The sequence below is a fragment of the Streptomyces sp. NRRL B-1140 genome, assembly GCF_001280065.1.
GTDB lineage: Bacteria > Actinomycetota > Actinomycetes > Streptomycetales > Streptomycetaceae > Streptomyces.
In genome coordinates this window covers 20837-38552 of record NZ_LGEA01000058.1, presented here as the reverse complement: position 1 = coordinate 38552, position 17716 = coordinate 20837, and the positions used below count along the sequence as shown (strand labels likewise).

At 68.9% G+C, this 17716-nt stretch carries 14 protein-coding genes; 1 reads left to right on the top strand and 13 read right to left on the bottom strand.

The window, feature by feature from the left end; translation table 11 throughout:
- Positions 1 to 10: 10 nt before the first annotated feature.
- From rodA to ADK65_RS07775, 9 genes are all read right to left on the bottom strand, one after another.
- Positions 11 to 1213: a rod shape-determining protein RodA gene (gene rodA, locus ADK65_RS07815; protein WP_053669067.1), complete on the bottom strand. Its 1203-nt coding sequence runs from the start codon at positions 1211 to 1213 to the stop codon at positions 11 to 13.
- Positions 1210 to 3456, bottom strand: a complete 2247-nt coding sequence (gene mrdA, locus ADK65_RS07810; protein WP_053669066.1) for a penicillin-binding protein 2 — start codon at positions 3454 to 3456, stop codon at positions 1210 to 1212. The genes rodA and mrdA overlap by 4 nt, the downstream gene beginning before the upstream one ends.
- A 115-nt stretch (positions 3457 to 3571) precedes the next feature.
- Positions 3572 to 4246 carry a rod shape-determining protein MreD gene (gene mreD / locus ADK65_RS07805; protein ID WP_053669065.1) on the bottom strand — a complete coding sequence of 225 codons (675 nt, stop codon included), beginning with the start codon at positions 4244 to 4246 and terminating at the stop codon, positions 3572 to 3574.
- A gap of 12 nt (positions 4247 to 4258) precedes the next feature.
- Positions 4259 to 5206 (bottom strand): rod shape-determining protein MreC, encoded by a 948-nt coding sequence (gene mreC / locus ADK65_RS07800; RefSeq protein ID WP_053669064.1) that lies wholly within the window; start codon positions 5204 to 5206, stop codon positions 4259 to 4261.
- A gap of 144 nt (positions 5207 to 5350) precedes the next feature.
- Positions 5351 to 6370 (bottom strand): rod shape-determining protein, encoded by a 1020-nt coding sequence (locus ADK65_RS07795; RefSeq protein ID WP_004001297.1) that lies wholly within the window; start codon positions 6368 to 6370, stop codon positions 5351 to 5353.
- A gap of 274 nt (positions 6371 to 6644) precedes the next feature.
- Positions 6645 to 7058 carry a nucleoside-diphosphate kinase gene (gene ndk / locus ADK65_RS07790; protein ID WP_053669063.1) on the bottom strand — a complete coding sequence of 138 codons (414 nt, stop codon included), beginning with the start codon at positions 7056 to 7058 and terminating at the stop codon, positions 6645 to 6647.
- Positions 7059 to 7123: 65 nt separating this feature from the next.
- Positions 7124 to 7480: a DUF4233 domain-containing protein gene (locus ADK65_RS07785; protein WP_053669062.1), complete on the bottom strand. Its 357-nt coding sequence runs from the start codon at positions 7478 to 7480 to the stop codon at positions 7124 to 7126.
- Between the two features lie 5 nt (positions 7481 to 7485).
- On the bottom strand, positions 7486 to 9009 hold the full coding sequence (gene folC, locus ADK65_RS07780; RefSeq protein ID WP_053669061.1) for a bifunctional tetrahydrofolate synthase/dihydrofolate synthase: 1524 nt from the start codon (positions 9007 to 9009) through the stop codon (positions 7486 to 7488).
- Positions 9010 to 9193: 184 nt separating this feature from the next.
- Positions 9194 to 11818: a valine--tRNA ligase gene (locus ADK65_RS07775; RefSeq protein ID WP_053669060.1), complete on the bottom strand. Its 2625-nt coding sequence runs from the start codon at positions 11816 to 11818 to the stop codon at positions 9194 to 9196.
- 138 nt (positions 11819 to 11956) lie between these two features.
- Between ADK65_RS07775 and ADK65_RS07770 the strand changes: the two genes are divergently transcribed.
- Positions 11957 to 12910: a hypothetical protein gene (locus tag ADK65_RS07770; protein ID WP_053669059.1), complete on the top strand. Its 954-nt coding sequence runs from the start codon at positions 11957 to 11959 to the stop codon at positions 12908 to 12910.
- Between the two features lie 58 nt (positions 12911 to 12968).
- On the opposite strand, the gene clpX is transcribed toward ADK65_RS07770, so the two are convergent.
- The 4 genes from clpX to tig form a co-directional block, all read right to left on the bottom strand.
- A complete protein-coding gene (clpX, locus tag ADK65_RS07765) occupies positions 12969 to 14255 on the bottom strand; it encodes an ATP-dependent Clp protease ATP-binding subunit ClpX (protein ID WP_031114127.1) in 1287 nt (428 codons plus the stop codon).
- Between the two features lie 181 nt (positions 14256 to 14436).
- Positions 14437 to 15144: an ATP-dependent Clp protease proteolytic subunit gene (locus tag ADK65_RS07760; RefSeq protein ID WP_053669058.1), complete on the bottom strand. Its 708-nt coding sequence runs from the start codon at positions 15142 to 15144 to the stop codon at positions 14437 to 14439.
- Between the two features lie 109 nt (positions 15145 to 15253).
- Positions 15254 to 15859 carry an ATP-dependent Clp protease proteolytic subunit gene (locus ADK65_RS07755; protein ID WP_030818448.1) on the bottom strand — a complete coding sequence of 202 codons (606 nt, stop codon included), beginning with the start codon at positions 15857 to 15859 and terminating at the stop codon, positions 15254 to 15256.
- A gap of 354 nt (positions 15860 to 16213) precedes the next feature.
- On the bottom strand, positions 16214 to 17593 hold the full coding sequence (gene tig, locus ADK65_RS07750) for a trigger factor (RefSeq protein ID WP_053669057.1): 1380 nt from the start codon (positions 17591 to 17593) through the stop codon (positions 16214 to 16216).
- Between the last annotated feature and the right edge of the window lie 123 nt (positions 17594 to 17716).

The window sequence follows — 17716 nt, the reverse complement described above, 5'->3', positions numbered from 1 at the left end:
TCCCGGAACGCTAGGCCGACATCGGCCGCTGCACCCGGATCGACTGCAACAACCCCACCGCTATCCACACGGCGAACATCGATGATCCTCCGTACGACACGAACGGCAGCGGCAGGCCCGTGACGGGCATGATGCCGAGCGTCATGCCGACGTTCTCGAACGTCTGGAAGGCGAACCAGGCGACGATGCCCGCGGCCACGATCGTGCCGTACAGGTCCGTGGTCTCCCGGGCGATGCGGCAGGCCCGCCACAGGACGATGCCGAGGAGCAGGATGATCAGGCCGCCGCCGAGGAAGCCCAGCTCCTCCCCCGCCACGGTGAAGACGAAGTCCGTCTGTTGTTCGGGAACGAACTGGCCGGTGGTCTGCGAGCCGTGGAAGAGGCCTGAGCCGGTGAGGCCGCCCGAACCGATGGCGATACGGGCCTGGTTGGTGTTGTAGCCGACACCGGCCGGGTCGAGTTCGGGGTTGGCGAAGGCGGCGAAGCGGGCGATCTGGTAGTCGTCGAGGATGCCGATCTGCCAGACGGTGACCGCGCCGAGCGTGCCCGCGCCGAGCAGGCCGAAGACCCACCGGTTGGACGCCCCGGAGGCCAGCAGCACGCCGAGCACGATGATGACCATCACCATGACCGACCCGAGGTCGGGCATCAGCATCACGATCAGCATCGGCACGGTGGCCAGGCCGAGGGCCTGCACGACCGTGCGGTGGTCGGGGTACTGCTTGTCGCCGGCGTCGACCCGGGCCGCCAGCAGCATCGCCATGCCCAGGATGATCGTGACTTTCACGAACTCCGAGGGCTGGAGCGAGAAGCCGCCGGGCAGCTTGATCCAGGAGTGGGCGCCGTTGATCGTGGAGCCGAGCGGGGTCAGCACCAGCAGGATCAGCAGCACGGAGAAGCCGTACAGGACGGGCACGGCCGTGCGCAGGCCGCGGTGGCCGAGCCAGATCGTGGCAGCCATCAGGGCGAGGCCGATGCCGGTGTTGAGCAGGTGCCGGATGAGGAAGTAGTACGGGTCGCCCTGGTTGAGCTCGGTGCGGTTGCGGGTCGCCGAGTAGACGAGGAGCGTGCCGAGCAGCGACAGGGCCATCGCCGACAGCAGGATCGGCCAGTCGAGGCGCCGCGCCACCGAGTCGCGGGCCAGCAGTCGCGTCCAGCCGGAGCGCTCGGGCCCGTAACCGGAGACCTGGAAGCTGTTCACACCGCCGGTCATGCGGGCAACCTCCGGCTTCCCCGGCGGCGCCGTCGCCTTCGGGTGTTGCGGTTCTCGGGGGACGGCGGGGCCGATGTGACGGGCTGGAGCGGGTCCGCCGGGGCGTTCGGGTCCTTCTTCTTCGCCTGGGGGTCCTTGGCCGGGTCCTTGGGGACCTTCGGGGAGGCGATGGTGCCGTCCGTCTTGACCTTCGGGAGGGTCTTCTGCGGCGTGGGCAGCAGCGCCTTCTTCGTGTCGATGTCGCCGTCCTCGGAGACGCCGTAGAGCGCGTTGTAGATGTTGCGGACGGCGGGGCCCGAGGCGCCGGAGCCCGTACCACCCTGGGAGATCGTCATGACGATCGAGTAGTCCTTGGTGTACGTGGCGAACCAGGAGGTCGTCTGCTTGCCGTAGACCTCCGCCGTACCCGTCTTGGCGTGCATCGGGATCTTGTCCTGCGGCCAGCCGCCGAACCTCCAGGCGGCCGTACCGCGGGTGGCGACTCCCGCGAGGGCATCGTCTATCCGGTCGCGCGTCTGCTGCGTCATGGGCAGCCTGCCGTGCGACGTGGGCTTGATCGGCGTGATGGTCTTGCCGTCGGCGCTGATGACGGCCTTGCCGACGGAGGGGTTGTAGAGGGTGCCGCCGTTGGAGATGGCCGAGTAGATGGTGGCCATCTGGATGGGCGTGACGAGGGTGTCGCCCTGGCCGATGGAGTAGTTGACGGAGTCACCGGCGCGCATGCGGTTGCCTTCGAGGCAGTTCTCGTAGGCGATCTTCTCGGCGTAGCTGCCGTTGCGCTTGCCCGTGCGGCACCAGGCATCCTTGTTGGCCTTCCAGTAGCTGAGCTTCCACTGGCGGTCGGGGACGCGGCCGGTGACCTCGTTGGGCAGGTCGATGCCGGTCTCCTTGCCGAGGCCGAACTGGTGGGCCGTCTTGTAGAACCAGTCGTTGGGGTGCTTCTTCGGCTTGGAGCCGCCGTCGCGCTTCCACTCCTCGTGGGAGAGCCGGTAGAAGACCGTGTCGCAGGAGACCTCCAGGGCGCGGCCGAGGCTGATCGGGCCGTACCCCTTGGACTCGAAGTTCTTGAAGACCTGGCCGCCGAGGTTGTACGAGCTGGAGCACTCGTAGGGGCCGTCGAAGGAGTAGCCCGCGTTGACCGCGGCGGCCGTGGGGACGACCTTGAAGATCGAGCCGGGTGCCGACTGGCCCTGGATGGCGCGGTTCAGCAGCGGGTAGTTGGAGTTCTTGCCGGTGAGCCGCGCGTAGTCCTTGGCGGAGATGCCGCCCACCCAGGCGTTCGGGTCGTAGGTGGGGTTGGAGGCCATGGCGACGACGCGGCCGGTCTTGGCCTCCATGACGACCACGGCGCCGGAGTCGGCCTTGTAGTTCGTGCCCGTGTTGCGGTCGTGCTGCTTGCGGGCCTCCTTCATGGCCTCGTTCAGCTGGTACTCGGCGATCCGCTGGACCCGGGAGTCGATGCTGGTGACGAGGTTGTCGCCGGGGTGGGCCGGGTCGGCCTCGGCCTGGCCGATGACCCGGCCGAGGTTGTCGACCTCGTAGCGGGTGACGCCGGCCTTGCCGCGCAGTGCCTTGTCGTACTGGCGTTCCAGGCCCGAGCGGCCGACCTGGTCGGAGCGCAGGTAGGGCGAGTTGGTGTTCTGCGCCTTCTTGATCTCCTCGTCGGTGACCGGCGAGAGGTAGCCGAGGACCTGGGCCGTGTTGGCTTTGCCGGGGCTCGGGTAGCGGCGCACGGCCATCGGCTCGGCGGTGATGCCGGGGAAGTCCTCGGCGCGCTCGCGGATCTGCAGGGCCTGTTTGGGGGTGGCCTCGTCGGTGATGGGGATGGGCTGGTAGGGCGAGCCGTTCCAGCAGGGCTGCGGGGTCTCGGCGTCACACAGCCGGACCTTCATCCGGACGTCCTCGGGCGTCATGCCCAGCACTCCGGCGAGCTTGGTGAGGACTTCCTTGCCGTCGTCCTTCATCTTCAGCAGGTCGGTGCGGGAGGCGGAGACCACCAGCCGCGTCTCGTTGTCCGCGATCGCCACGCCCCGCGCGTCCAGGATCGAGCCGCGGACGGCCGGCTGGACGACCTGCTGGACGTGGTTGCCCGACGCTTCCTCGGCGTAGGCGGCGCCCTCACGGATCTGGAGGTACCACAGGCGTCCGCCGAGGGTGAGCAGGAGGGAGAGGACGAGGATCTGGATGACGACGAGCCGGATCTGGACCCGTGAGTTCCTGCCGGTCTCGGGAATGTTGGTCACTGCGGCTGCCTCCCCCTCTCGGTGCGCGTACGGATGTGCGGGTACGAGTGATGAACGCCCGCCCACGAACCGGCGTTCCTACTGGACCGGCCCGTTCGGGTGAACTTCGCCGCGTTCACAGCCGCTTGACCCCCTTGATGCGCCCCGCGCGCGCCATCCGCGCCCGGGCGGCCTTCACGCGCAGCCCGTTGCGCTGGCTGCCGATCTTCAGGCCGGTGCCGCCGGAGAGCCAGCCGGAGGAGATGTCCGTGGCCTTGGCGGCGGCCGAGGTGGACTCGGCGAGCGGATCGTTGTCCGCGCGCCGGGCCAGGGCCATGATTCCCGGCACGACGAACGGGGCGAGCAGCAGGTCGTACAGGGCGGCGGTGAACAGCAGGCCGCCGAGGCCCACATGGCGGGCCGCGGTGTCGCCGACGAGGGAACCGACGCCGGCGTAGAGCAGGGTGGAGCCGACCGCGGCGGCCACCACCACGGCCATGGGGCCGGTGGCGGACTTCAGCTGCCCCGTCTCGGGCTTCACCAGGCCCGCGAGGTAGCCGATGACGCACAGCACGAGGGCGTAGCGCCCGGCGGCGTGGTCGGCGGGCGGGGCCAGGTCGGCGAGCAGACCCGCGCCGAAGCCGATGAGGGCGCCGCCCACATGGCCGTACACCAGCGCAAGGCCGAGCACGGTGAGCAGCAGCAGGTCGGGCACGGCGCCCGGCAGGTGGAGGCGGGCGAGGACGCTGACCTGGATGACCAGGGCGACGACGACCAGGGCGGAGGAGAGCAGGATCCGGTTGACGCGCATGGGTGACAGCTCCTACTGCTCTTGCTGGTTCTGGCCGTCGACGGGTGCCTCGGGGGACGGCGTCACGGTCACCGTCACCGTCGGCCTGGGGGTCGGCTTGGGCTTGGGCGGGAGCACCGTGTCACGCGGGTCCTTCTTCGGGGCCTCGACGACGACACCGACGATGTCGAGCTTGGTGAAGCCGACGTACGGCGTGACGTACAGCGTGCGGGTCAGGCCGCCGCCGGAGGGGTCCACGCGGGACACCACGCCGACGGGCACGCCGGGCACGAACGGCCGGTCGGCCTGCGAGCCGAAGGTGACCAGGCGGTCGCCCTTCTTCACCTCGGCCTTGCCGTTGAGGAGTTCGACGCGCAGCGGGCGGTCGCCCTGCCCGGAGGCGAAGCCGAGCTCGTCGCCGGACTCCATGCGGGTGCCGACGGTGAAGTCGGGGTCGCTGGCCAGCAGGACCGTCGCGGTGTTGGGGCCGACGGTGGTGACCCGGCCGACCAGCCCCTCCCCGTTCAGGACGGTCATGTCGCGCTTGATGCCGTCGTCGGCACCGACGTCGATGGTGATGGTCCAGGAGAAGCCCTGCGCGGCCCCGATGGCGATGACCTGGGCTCCCTTGATGCCGTACTGGCCCTTACCGGCGATCTTCAGCATCTTGTCGAGCTGCTTGAGGCGGCTGCGGCTGCGGTCGTCGCTGCCGAGCCGGGCCTTCAGGGCCGCGTTCTCCTCTTCCAGCACGGCGAGCCGGTCGTGCCGGTCACCGGAGTCGCGGATGGCGGAGACCGCGTTGCCGACCGGGTCGACCGCGGCCGAGACGCCGCTCTCGATCGGGCCGAAGACCGTCGCCGCACCCTGCCGGGCACCGTCGACGGGCGAGTCCTCCCCACCGCGGATGTCCACCGTGATCAACGCGAACGCGACGGCGATCAGCAGCACCAGGAGCAGCCGGCTCTCTCGTGTGTCCCTCACGTGCGGCGGCCGTGCCCTTCCTCATAGGAATTCGGGAAGCCCCAGGGAAACCCGAGGGGCTGCTTTGTGGGAGCTTATGCATCAATATCGACGATCCGCCGTACGAGAGGAGATCGTCCCGTACGGCGGAATCGAAGAGCTATGTCATCTGCGGGGCTGGGCGTCCAGCACCTGCTGGAGCGCCTCGAACTCCTCGACGCACTTCCCGGATCCGAGCGCCACGCTGTCGAGCGGGTCCTCGGCGATGTGGATCGGCATACCGGTCTCCCGGCGCAGCCGCTCGTCGAGGCCGCGCAGCAGCGCTCCGCCACCGGTCAGAACGATTCCCCGGTCCATGATGTCGCCGGACAGCTCCGGCGGACACTTGTCGAGGGTCGTCTTGACGGCGTCGACGATCGCGTTGACCGGCTCCTCGATCGCCTTGCGGACTTCGGCCGCGGAGATGACCACGGTCTTCGGCAGCCCCGAGACGAGGTCCCGGCCGCGGATTTCGGTGTGCTCGTCGGAATCCAGGTCGTACGCCGAACCGATCGTGATCTTGATCTGCTCGGCCGTGCGCTCACCCAGCAGGAGGGAGTACTCCTTCTTGATGTGCTGGATGATCGCGTTGTCCAGTTCGTCGCCCGCGACACGGATGGACTGGGCGGTGACGATGCCGCCGAGGGAGATGACCGCGACCTCCGTGGTGCCGCCGCCGATGTCGACCACCATGTTGCCCGTGGCCTCGTGGACCGGCAGGCCGGAGCCGATGGCCGCGGCCATGGGCTCCTCGATGATGTGCACCTGGCGGGCGCCGGCCTGGGACGACGCCTCGATGACGGCGCGGCGCTCGACGCCCGTGATGCCCGAGGGCACGCAGACGACGACCCGCGGACGAGCCAGATACCGCCGCTTGTGGATCTTCAGGATGAAGTAGCGGAGCATCCGCTCGGTGATCTCGAAGTCGGCGATCACGCCGTCCTTCAGCGGACGGACGGCAACGATGTTGCCGGGCGTGCGCCCGATCATCTTCTTCGCTTCGGCACCGACCGCGAGGATGCCACCGGTGTTGGTGTTGATCGCGACCACGGACGGCTCGTTGAGTACGATCCCGCGACCCCTGACGTACACCAGCGTGTTGGCGGTCCCGAGGTCGACAGCCATGTCACGGCCGATGAACGACATTGAGTTCCCCATCAGGATTCGTCTGGCCTTCCCAGGAGCTTTTGAGGGCTTTTCAGGTAGGCAAAGGTGGGTGCTGTGACGTGAAGGCTTCCATCGTAGACGCGCCTTCGCGAACACTGCGGGAGGGTCTCCGCCATTGTCAGCAGATGCCGACCGCATTCGCTTCTGGAGACGGGCGTTCGGGGCCCATCGTTCCCTCGATCGCCACGCATATGCCGCAAAGCCCGGGGGCTCGCCCCCAGACTCTGCCGCATGTGCTGGTGAGGTGCGGACGCTACGACCGGCCGGGGAAGAAAATCTTCACCTCGCGCTCGGCGGACTCCTCGGAGTCGGAGGCGTGGATCAGGTTCTCCCGGACGATGACGCCGTAGTCGCCGCGGATGGAGCCGGGGGCGGCGGCGATCGGGTCGGTCGGGCCGGCGAGCGCGCGCAGCCCCTCGATGACCCGCTCCCCCTCGACGATCAGCGCCACGACCGGACCGGACGCCATGAACTCCACCAGCGGCTCGTAGAAGGGCTTGCCCTTGTGCTCGCCGTAGTGCTGCTCCAGCGTGTCCTGATCCAGGGTGCGCAGCTCCAGCGCGGTGATCCGCCAGCCCGCCTTGCGCTCGATGCGGCTGATGATCTCGCCGGTCAGGCCACGACGGACGGCGTCGGGCTTGAGGAGGACGAGGGTGCGCTGGCTCACGACGGGCTCCTTAGTGGTGAAGGTCTTGCGGTGGGACGAGGTTACCCGGCGTGTCGGGGCGCCTGTTACGCAGCGTCAGGCGTGGACGGGTTCGCCTGGGCCGCGAATCTCGCCTTCGCCTCGTCGACCTTGCGCCCGTAGTGGACGGACGCCCACCACAGGGCCGCGAAGATCGCGCCCAGGAAGTACATGATCGGCACGACGAACCCCGACGCGATGAGCGCGATCTGCAGCGCCCAGCCGAGGGCGACCCCGCCCGGGCGCGTCACCAGACCGCACAGCACCAGGCACAGGAACATCGCGACGCCGCTGACCGTCCACACGGTCGCCGTGGACAGGTCGGGGTCCTTCATGGCGACCAGACCGGCGAACCCGATGACGAAGAACTCGCCGATCAGCGTCGAAGAACAGAGCGTGCGCACGGGACTCAGCCCTTCCCCAGGAGCAGTCGGGCCTCGCCGACGGTGATGACGGAACCGGTGACGAGCACACCACCGCCGGAGAACTCGCCCTCCTCCTCGGCCAGCGTGATGGCGGCCTCCAGGGCGTCCGGCAGCCGCGGCTCGACCTGGACGCGCTCCTCGCCGAACACCTCCACGGCGATACCGGCGAGCTCGTCGGCGTCCATCGCGCGGTGGCTGGAGTTCTGCGTGACCACGACCTCGGCGAACACCGGCTCGAAGGCCTCCAGCAGCTCCCGCACGTTCTTGTCGCCGCTCGCGCCGACCACCCCGATGAGGCGGCTGAACTGGAACGCCTCCCCGATCGCCTCGGCCGCCGCCCGGGCACCGGCCGGGTTGTGGGCGGCGTCCAGCACGACCGTCGGCGAACGGCGCACGACCTCCAGCCGGCCGGGCGACGCCACGGCGGCGAAGGCCTTGCGGACGGTGTCCAGGTCCAGCGCGTCGGCCCGCTGCGCACCGACGCCGAAGAACGCCTCGACGGCGGCGAGCGCCACGGCCGCGTTGTGCGCCTGGTGCGCGCCGTGCAGCGGCAGGTACACCTCGGGGTACTCGCCGCCGAGGCCGCGCAGCGTCACCAGCTGCCCGCCGACGGCCACCTGCCGCTCGACGACGCCGAACTCCAGCCCCTCCCGGGCCACGGTCGCGTCCACCTCGACGGCCTTCTTCAGCAGCACCTGCGCGGCGTCGACCGGCTGCTGCGCCATGATGACCGTCGCACCCTGCTTGATGATGCCGGCCTTCTCCGTGGCGATCTCGGCGTGCGTGGTGCCGAGCCGGTCGGTGTGGTCGAGGTCTATGGGCGTCACCACGGCGACGTCGCCGTCGATCACGTTCGTGGCGTCCCAGGAGCCGCCCATGCCCACCTCGACGACGGCCACGTCCGCGGGGGCGTCGGCGAACGCCGCGTACGCCATGCCGGTGAGCACCTCGAAGAAGGACAGCCGGTACTCCTGCGCGGCGTCGACCATCTCCACGTACGGCTTGATGTCCTGGTACGTCTCGATGAACCGCTCGGCGGAGATCGGGGCGCCGTCGAGGCTGATGCGCTCGGTGATCGACTGCACGTGAGGCGAGGTGTAGCGGCCGGTGCGCAGCTCGAAGGCACCGAGCAGGGCCTCGATCATGCGGGCCGTGGAGGTCTTGCCGTTCGTCCCCGTGATGTGGATCGACGGGTACGACCGCTGCGGTTCCCCGAGGACGTCCATCAGCGCGGCGATACGGCTGACGGAGGGCTCCAGCTTGGTCTCGCCCCAGCGGGTGGCGAGCTCGGTCTCGACCTCGCGCAGGGCCCTGTCGACCTCGGGGTCGGCGGGGCGCGTCGGGATGTCGGCGTCGGGCGGGCCGCCCTGGGTGCGCAGGGTGCGGCTGCCGGCTTCGATGACGGCCAGGTCGGGGTCGCGGGTGGTTTCCTCCGCGATGATCTCGTCGAAGCTGTCGAGGGGGTCGGGCTGGTCGTCGGCGTTGTGGTCTGGAGGGAGCTCGCTCACGGGGCCCAGTCTACGGAGACCGACCGACATTGTTCGCGGTGGCTTGGGTGCCTGGGCGGCTGCGGGTCCGTGGGGGTGACTCGCGCAGTTCCCCGCGCCCCTGAACAGCAGGTACGTGTCCCTGAGGCATGCGTGAGGCCCCCGGGCCCGAAAGCTCCGGGGGCCTCACGCACCGTGCGAACCCTTAACCCTGCGGCAGCCTCTCCAGCTGGGCCTGAATGCGGGTGATGTCCTCCTCCGCCTTGGTCAGGCGGGTGCGGATCTTGTCCACGACGTGGTCGGGGGCCTTCGCCAGGAACGCCTCGTTGCCGAGCTTGGCGTTCGCCTGGGCCTTCTCCTTCTCGGCGGCGGCGAGGTCCTTGGCGAGGCGCTTGCGCTCCGCCGCCACGTCGATGGTGCCGGAGAGGTCGAGGGCGACCTCGGCACCGGCGACCGGGAGGGTCGCCGTGGCGGTGAAGGCGTCGCCCTCCGGCTGGAGGCGGAGCAGCTGGCGGATGGCGGCCTCGTGGGGGGCCAGGGCGGTGCCGCTCAGCTCCAGGCGGGCCGGGACCTTCTGGCCGTCCTTCAGGCCCTGGTCCTTGCGGAACCGGCGGACCTCCGTGATGACCCGCTGAACCAGCTCGATCTCCTGCTCGGCGGCCTTGTCACGGAACCCGGAGTCCTTGGGCCAGTCGCCGACGACCAGCGACTCGCCGCCGGTCAGAGTGGTCCACAGGGCGTCCGTGACGAACGGGATGACCGGGTGGAGCAGCCGCAGCATCACATCCAGGACCTCGCCGAGGACCCGCCCGGAGACCCTGGCCGGCTCGCCGCCCGCGAAGAACGTGGTCTTGGACAGCTCGACGTACCAGTCGAAGACCTCGTCCCACGCGAAGTGGTAGAGGGCGTCGGCGAGCTTCGCGAACTGGTAGTCGTCGTAGTACGCGTCGACCTGGGCGACCGTGGTGTTCAGGCGCGAGAGGATCCAGCGGTCCGCCGCGGACATCTCGGAGGCGTCCGGCAGCGGGCCCTCGATCGTGGCGCCGTTCATGAGGGCGAAGCGGGTGGCGTTCCAGATCTTGTTGGTGAAGTTCCGGGAGGCCTTGACCCAGTCCTCGCCGATCGGCACGTCCGCGCCCGGGTTGGCGCCGTTGGCGAGGGTGAAACGGACGGCGTCGGAGCCGTAGGCGTCCATCCAGACCAGCGGGTCCACGGCGTTCGGGTTCGACTTCGACATCTTCTTGCCGAACTCGTCGCGGACCAGGCCAGTCAGCGCGATGGTGTGGAAGGGGGCCTCGCCGTCCATGGCGTAGAGGCCGAACATCATCATCCGGGCGACCCAGAAGAAGATGATGTCGTGGCCGGTGAGCAGGACGTCGGTCGGGTAGAACTTCTTGAGCTCCGGGGTCTTCTCCGGCCAGCCGAGCGTGGAGAACGGCCACAGGCCGGAGGAAAACCAGGTGTCCAGGACGTCGGAGTCCTGGGTCCAGCCCTCGCCGGTGGGCGGCTCGTCGTCCGGGCCGACGCAGACGACCTCGCCGTCCGGGCCGTACCAGATCGGGATGCGGTGGCCCCACCACAGCTGGCGCGAGATGCACCAGTCGTGCATGTTGTCGACCCAGTCGAAGTAGCGCTTCGACATGTCCTCGGGGTGGATCTTGACGCGGCCGTCGCGGACCGCGTCACCGGCCGCCTTGGCGAGCGGGCCGACCTTGACCCACCACTGCATGGACAGGCGCGGTTCGACCGTGGTCTTGCAGCGCGAGCAGTGGCCGACGGAGTGCATGTACGGGCGCTTCTCGGCGACGATGCGGCCCTGCTCCTTGAGAGCGCCGACGACGGCCGAGCGGGCCTCGAAGCGGTCCAGGCCGATGAAGGGGCCGTGGACGGTGATCACACCGTGCTCGTCCATGATCGTCAGGGACGGCAGGTCGTGCCGGCGGCCGATCTCGAAGTCGTTCGGGTCGTGCGCCGGCGTCACCTTGACCGCACCGGTGCCGAACTCGGGGTCGACGTGTGCGTCGGCGACGACCGGGATGGTGCGGTCGGTCAGCGGGAGCTTGATCTGCCTGCCGATGAGGTGCCTGTAACGCTCGTCATCGGGGTGGACGGCGACGGCCGTGTCACCGAGCATCGTCTCGGCACGCGTGGTCGCGACGACCAGGCTGTCCTCGCCCTCGCCGTAGCGAATGGAGACCAACTCGCCCGCGTCCTCCTGGTATTCCACCTCGATGTCCGAGATGGCCGTCAGACAGCGCGGGCACCAGTTGATGATGCGCTCGGCGCGGTAGATCAGCTCGTCCTCGTAGAGCCGCTTGAAGATGGTGAGGACGGCCTTGGAGAGGCCCTCGTCCATCGTGAAGCGCTCACGGCTCCAGTCGACGCCGTCACCGAGGCGACGCATCTGGCCGAGGATCCGGCCGCCGTACTCCTCCTTCCACTGCCAGACGCGCTCGACGAACTCCTCGCGCCCCAGGTCGTGTCGGGACTTGCCCTCCTCGGCGAGCTGCTGCTCGACCTTGTTCTGCGTCGCGATACCGGCGTGGTCCATGCCGGGCAGCCACAGCGCCTCGTACCCCTGCATGCGCTTGCGGCGTGTGAGGGCGTCCATGAGGGTGTGCTGGAAGGCGTGCCCGAGGTGCAGGCTGCCCGTGACGTTCGGCGGCGGGATGACGATGGTGTACGGCGGCTTGTCGCTCTTCTCGTCCGCCTCGAAGTAACCCCGCTCTACCCAGCGCTCGTACAGCGGCCCCTCTACGTCGGCCGGCGCGTACTGGGTCGGCAGGTCGGTGCTGGGCGCTGGTGGCTGCTGCTGAGCGTTCTCGGTCACGGGGGTCAGTTTAGAGGTGTCACCGACCCGTCCCGAAACGCGTTTCGTTTGTAACGGTGGGGGCCCCGATGCCATGCACACGGCGGGTCTGGGCCAGGATGTCCGGAACACATAAGCATCTGGAGGGGAACCCAGAACATGAGCTACAACCAGCCGGGCCCGTACGGCGGGCAGCCCCAGCAGCCCGGCCCGTACGGCCAGCCCGGCCCGTACGGCCAGCCGCCGCAGGCGCCCCAGCCCGGCTACGGCTACCCCCAGCAGGCCCCTCCGCCCCAGCCCGGCTACGGCTACCCGCAGCAGCCCCCGCAGGGCGTCCCGCCCCAGCAGGCCCCCTACGGCCAGCAGCCCCAGAACGGCCAGCAGCCGCCCTACGGCCAGCAGCCCCAGTACGGCGTCCCCCAGCCCCCGCCCCCGGGTGGCGGCAAGAAGAAGACGGGCATCATCATCGGCGCTGTCGCGGTTGTCGCCGCGATCGCCGTGGGCGCCTACTTCGTGATCGGCGGCGGCGGTGGCCTGGAGGACGACGGACCCCACAAGCTGACGACGCCGGCGACCGTGCTCAGCGAGTACAAGCGGATCACGAAGGACGGAGCGACCGTCGGCAGCGACTCGACGTCCGAACTGGAGAAGACCGGCGTCAAGAACGCCAAGACCGCGGCGGGCCAGTACACCACGGTGGACCTGAGCGACTACGACCCCGACGACCCGTCGTCCGCGGCGAAGATGGCGACGGCCAAGACCCTGTCGGTGGCCGGCGCCTACGGCGAGATCGCCGACCCGGAGGCGACGCTGGATCTGTTCCTCGCCAACTTCAAGAAGTCGTTGGACAAGGAAGCCGCCACCGGGTCCGGCAAGCCCCGACCGGTCGGAGAGGCCGAGGAGGCCGACCTCGACGGCGCGGTCATGAAGTGCCAGGCGATCAAGGGCATGGACCGGCTGACCAAGCAGGAGAAGACCAACTGGTTCTGCGCGTGGGCCGACTACAGCACCATCGCCATCGTGTCGCCGGGTGACGCGGCGCAGGGCGTCACCAAGGACGTGGCGATCGATCTCACCACCAAGGCCCGCAAGGAAGTCCGCGTCGCCGCCTGACGCCGGACACGACGAAGGCGCCCAGCAGTGCTGGGCGCCTTTCGCGTGTGCTGGTCGGCTACGCCGTCTTCTGCTCGCCCGGCCCCCGCCCCCGCGCGTCCCGCGGGATCAGCGTCGGGTTGACGTTCGACTGGACGACGTCCGCCGTGATGACGACGCGGGCGACGTCCTTGCGGGACGGGACCTCGTACATCACGCCCTGGAGGACTTCCTCCATGATGGCGCGCAGGCCGCGCGCGCCGGTCTGGCGGAGGATGGCCTGGTCGGCGATGGCTTCGAGGGCCTCGCGCTCGAAGTCCAGCTCCACGCCGTCGAGTTCGAAGAGGCGCTGGTATTGCTTCACCAGCGCGTTGCGCGGCTCGACGAGGATCTGGAGCAGGGCCTCGCGGTCGAGGTTGTGGACCGAGGTGATGACCGGGAGACGGCCGATGAACTCGGGGATCATGCCGAACTTGACCAGGTCCTCCGGCATGACCTCCTGGAACTGGTCCTTGGACTCCATCTCGCGCTTGGAGCGGATCTGCGCGCCGAAGCCGATGCCCTTGGCGCCCGCCCGGGCCTCGATGATCTTCTCCAGGCCGGCGAAGGCACCGCCCACGATGAACAGCACGTTCGTCGTGTCGATCTGGATGAACTCCTGGTGGGGGTGCTTGCGGCCGCCCTGCGGCGGGACCGAGGCGGTGGTGCCCTCCAGGATCTTCAGCAGGGCCTGCTGGACGCCCTCGCCCGACACGTCGCGGGTGATCGAGGGGTTTTCACTCTTCCGCGCGACCTTGTCGATCTCGTCGATGTAGATGATCCCGGTCTCGGCCTTCTTGACGTCGTAGTCGGCCGCCTGGATCAGCTTGAGCAGGATGTTCTCGACGTCCTCGCCGACGTAACCGGCCTCCGTGAGGGCCGTGGCGTCGGCGATCGCGAAGGGGACGTTCAGCATGCGCGCGAGGGTCTGCGCGAGGAGGGTCTTGCCGGAGCCCGTGGGGCCGAGGAGCAGGATGTTGGACTTCGCCAACTCGATGGCGTCGTCCCGGCCGTTCGCCCCGCCGTTCTCGCCGGCCTGGACGCGCTTGTAGTGGTTGTACACCGCTACGGAGAGGGCCTTCTTGGCGGCCTCCTGGCCGACCACGTAGCCCTCGAGGAACTCGTAGATCTCGCGGGGCTTCGGGAGTTCCTCCCAGCGGACCTCACTGGTCTCCGCGAGCTCTTCCTCGATGATCTCGTTGCAGAGATCGATGCACTCGTCGCAGATGTACACACCGGGCCCTGCGATGAGCTTCTTGACCTGCTTCTGGCTCTTGCCGCAGAACGAGCACTTGAGCAGATCGCCGCCGTCACCGATGCGTGCCACGGTGTGCTTCCCCTTCGCCTGGGAGACTCCTGGACGCCGACGTCCAGCGGACTCCTGGTGCTGCCTTATGTCCGACGGTACCTTGCCGGGCCCCCCGTTCGGGCCCCCCTTGGCGCGGTTCGCTTTGACGTGAACCGAGCCAAACCGTGCCAAGGGGCGGCAGACGTTACAGCCTCTCGCCTCAACGCAGGCTCGAGTTGTCCATCTTCCGGGTGGTGATGATCTGGTCGACCAGGCCGTAGCTCAGCGCGTCCTCGGCCGTGAGGATCTTGTCGCGCTCGATGTCCTCGCGGATCTTCTCGACCGGCGTGGTGGAGTGCTTGGCCAGCATCTCCTCCAGCTGCGAGCGCATCCGGAGGATCTCGTTGGCGGCGATCTCCAGGTCGGAGACCTGACCGCGGCCGGTCTCGCTGTACGGCTGGTGGATCAGCACGCGCGCGTTCGGCAGGGCCATGCGCTTGCCCGGCGTACCGGCGGCCAGCAGGACGGCGGCGGCAGAGGCGGCCTGGCCCATGCAGACCGTCTGGATGTCCGGCTTCACGTACTGCATCGTGTCGTAGATCGCGGTGAGCGCCGTGAAGGAGCCGCCGGGGCTGTTGATGTAGACCGAGATGTCACGGTCGGGGTCCATCGACTCCAGGCACAGCAGCTGCGCCATGACGTCGTTGGCGGAGGCGTCGTCGATCTGGACGCCGAGGAAGATGACTCGCTCCTCGAAGAGCTTCGCGTACGGGTCGTACTCGCGAATGCCCTGGGAGGTGCGCTCGACGAAGCGCGGGATGACGTAGCGGGACTCGGCCTGCGGGCCGGTGTAGCGACCCTGCGAGGCGCTCATGTCCTGCACGGCGTGCATACGGTCGTAGATCCCGCTGCCGGGGAACTGGTTCACGGTGTCTCCTGAAAAGGGCTGAGGCGGTCGGCTGGGGCTGTACGGGGTCGCTGGGGCCCGGGAGGGCTCCGTGGGCCTCACGGGGCGCCGCAGGCCCCGTGGGGACCGCTCAGGCCCCGGTGCCGCCGCCGCCCGGCATACCGGCGGCCGTGGGAATCACGTCGTCGATGAGGCCGTACTCCTTGGCCTCGAAGGCGTCGAACCAGCGGTCGCGGTCCGAGTCGCGGGTGATCTGCTCGACCGACTGCCCCGTGTGCTGGGACGTGAGCTCGGCCATGCGCTTCTTGGTGTGCAGCAGCCGCTCGGCGTGGATCTTGATGTCCGAGGCCGAGCCGGCGAGGCCGGCGGAGGGCTGGTGGATCAGGATCTCGGCATTCGGCAGCGCGAAGCGCTTGCCGGGGGTGCCGGCGCTGAGCAGGAACTGACCCATCGAGGCCGCCAGGCCCATGGCGATGGTCACCACGTCGTTCTTGATGAACTGCATGGTGTCGTAGATCGCCATGCCGGCCGTGATCGAACCGCCGGGGCTGTTGATGTACAGGTAGATGTCCTTGTCCGGGTCGGCGGCAAGGAGCAGCAGCTGTGCGGTGATCTTGTTGGCAATGTCGTCGTCGACCGGCTGGCCGAGGAAGATGATCCGCTCGTTGAGCAGCCGGTTGTAGACCTGGTCGCCGAGGCCACCACCGATGGAAGGCTCGCCGGCGGCTGAGGGCATCAGATTCGTCACGTATCCACCTGCTCGTCTTACGACGGCGCCGGGCCGTCTCACGTTTCCCTAGGGGCTAGGAGCCGTTCGGGGACTCCACTGCCCTCGTATTCATGGACCCTAACGCGCGGGTCCCTTCGGGGAATCCCGGAGATGGGAGTGTTCGCCGGGGGCGTAGCGCGGTGGGCTCCGCCGGTGGGGCCGTGCGGTCTCGCCGAGGGTGCTTCCGCGATCGCCGGGCTGCGGGCGTGTGGGGGCTTGTCGCGCAGTTCCCCGCGCCCCTGAGGGCGCCCGCCGCCACGGTGACAAGAAGGCCCTGGGGCGTGCCCCAGGGCCTTCTCACGAACTCACCGCGACCGGGACTCAGCCCTCGGTCTTCTCCTCGGCGGGGGCCTCCGTGGCCTCGGCCTCCGCGGACTCGGTCTCGTCCTCTTCGTCGTCGAGGTCGACGATCTCGCCGTTGGTGTCCTTGACCGTGGCCTTCTCGACCACGACGGCCAGGGCCTTGCCGCGGGCGACCTCGCCGACCAGGAGCGGAACCTGGCCACCCTCGACGACCGCCTGGGCGAACTGGTCGGGGGACATGCCGGAGGAGGCCGCACGGCGCATGAGGTGCTCGGTGAGCTCCTCCTGGTTGACGTTGAGCTTCTCCTGCTTGACGAGCTCGTCGAGCACGAACTGGGTCTTGATGCCCTTGACCGCGGCCTCGCGGGTCTCGGTCTCGAACTCCTCCTCGCTCTTGCCCTGGATCTCCAGGTACTTCGCGAGGTCGAGGCCCATCTGGCCGAGCTGGTGGTGCTCGAGGTTGTGCTTGCGGGTGTTGACCTCGTCCTCGAGCAGCTTCTCGGGGACGGGGACCTCGACCAGCTCGAGCAGCTTCTCGAGGACGCGCTCCTGGGCCTGCGTGGCCTGGTCGTACTGCTTCATGTTCTCGAGGCGCTTGCGGCTGTCCGCGCGCAGCTCCTCGATGGTGTCGAACTCGGAGGCGAGCTGCGCGAACTCGTCGTCCAGCTCGGGCAGTTCACGCTTGGCGACCTGGGTGACCTTGACGGTGACCTCGGCCTCCTTGCCGGCGGCGGAGCCGCCCTTGAGCTCGGAGGTGAAGGTGGCCTCGCCACCGGCCTCCAGGCCCTTCACGGCGTCGTCGATGCCGTCCAGCAGCTCGCCGGAGCCGATGGTGTAGGACACGCCGTCGGCGACGCCGTCCTCGAGCACCTCGCCGTCGACCTTGGCCTGCAGGTCGATCGTCACGACGTCGCCGTCCTCGGCGGCACGCTCGACCGGGGCGGTGGAGGCGAAGCGCTCGCGCAGCTCCTCGACGGCCTTGTCGACGTCCTCGTCGGTGACCTCGACCGCGTCGACCTCGACCTCGATGCCGGAGAAGTCCGGGATCTCGATCGTGGGACGGATGTCGACCTCGGCGGTGAAGTTCAGCGTCTCGCCGTCCTTCAGCTCCGTGATGTCGACCTCGGGCTGGCCCAGCACGCTGAGCTCGGCCTCGTTGACCGCGTCGGTGTAGAACTTCGGAAGCGCGTCGTTGACCGCCTCCTCCAGAACCGCACCGCGGCCGAACCGCTGGTCGATGACCCGGGCCGGGACCTTGCCCTTGCGGAAGCCCTTCACCGTGACCTGCTGGTTGATCTTCTTGTACGCCGCGTCGAGGCTGTCCTTGAGCTCCTCGAAGGGCACCTCGACAGTGAGCCGAACCCGAGTCGGGTTCAGGGTCTCCACGGCGCTCTTCACGGTTCGGTCTCCTTGATGGCTGACTTCTTGGTTTCTGCCGGGGCCAGAACGGCCCGGCGGATTTCGCCGCCCGGAGGACTTCAGACGATGAGACACACGGGCGTGCAGCTTGCATAGTAACGG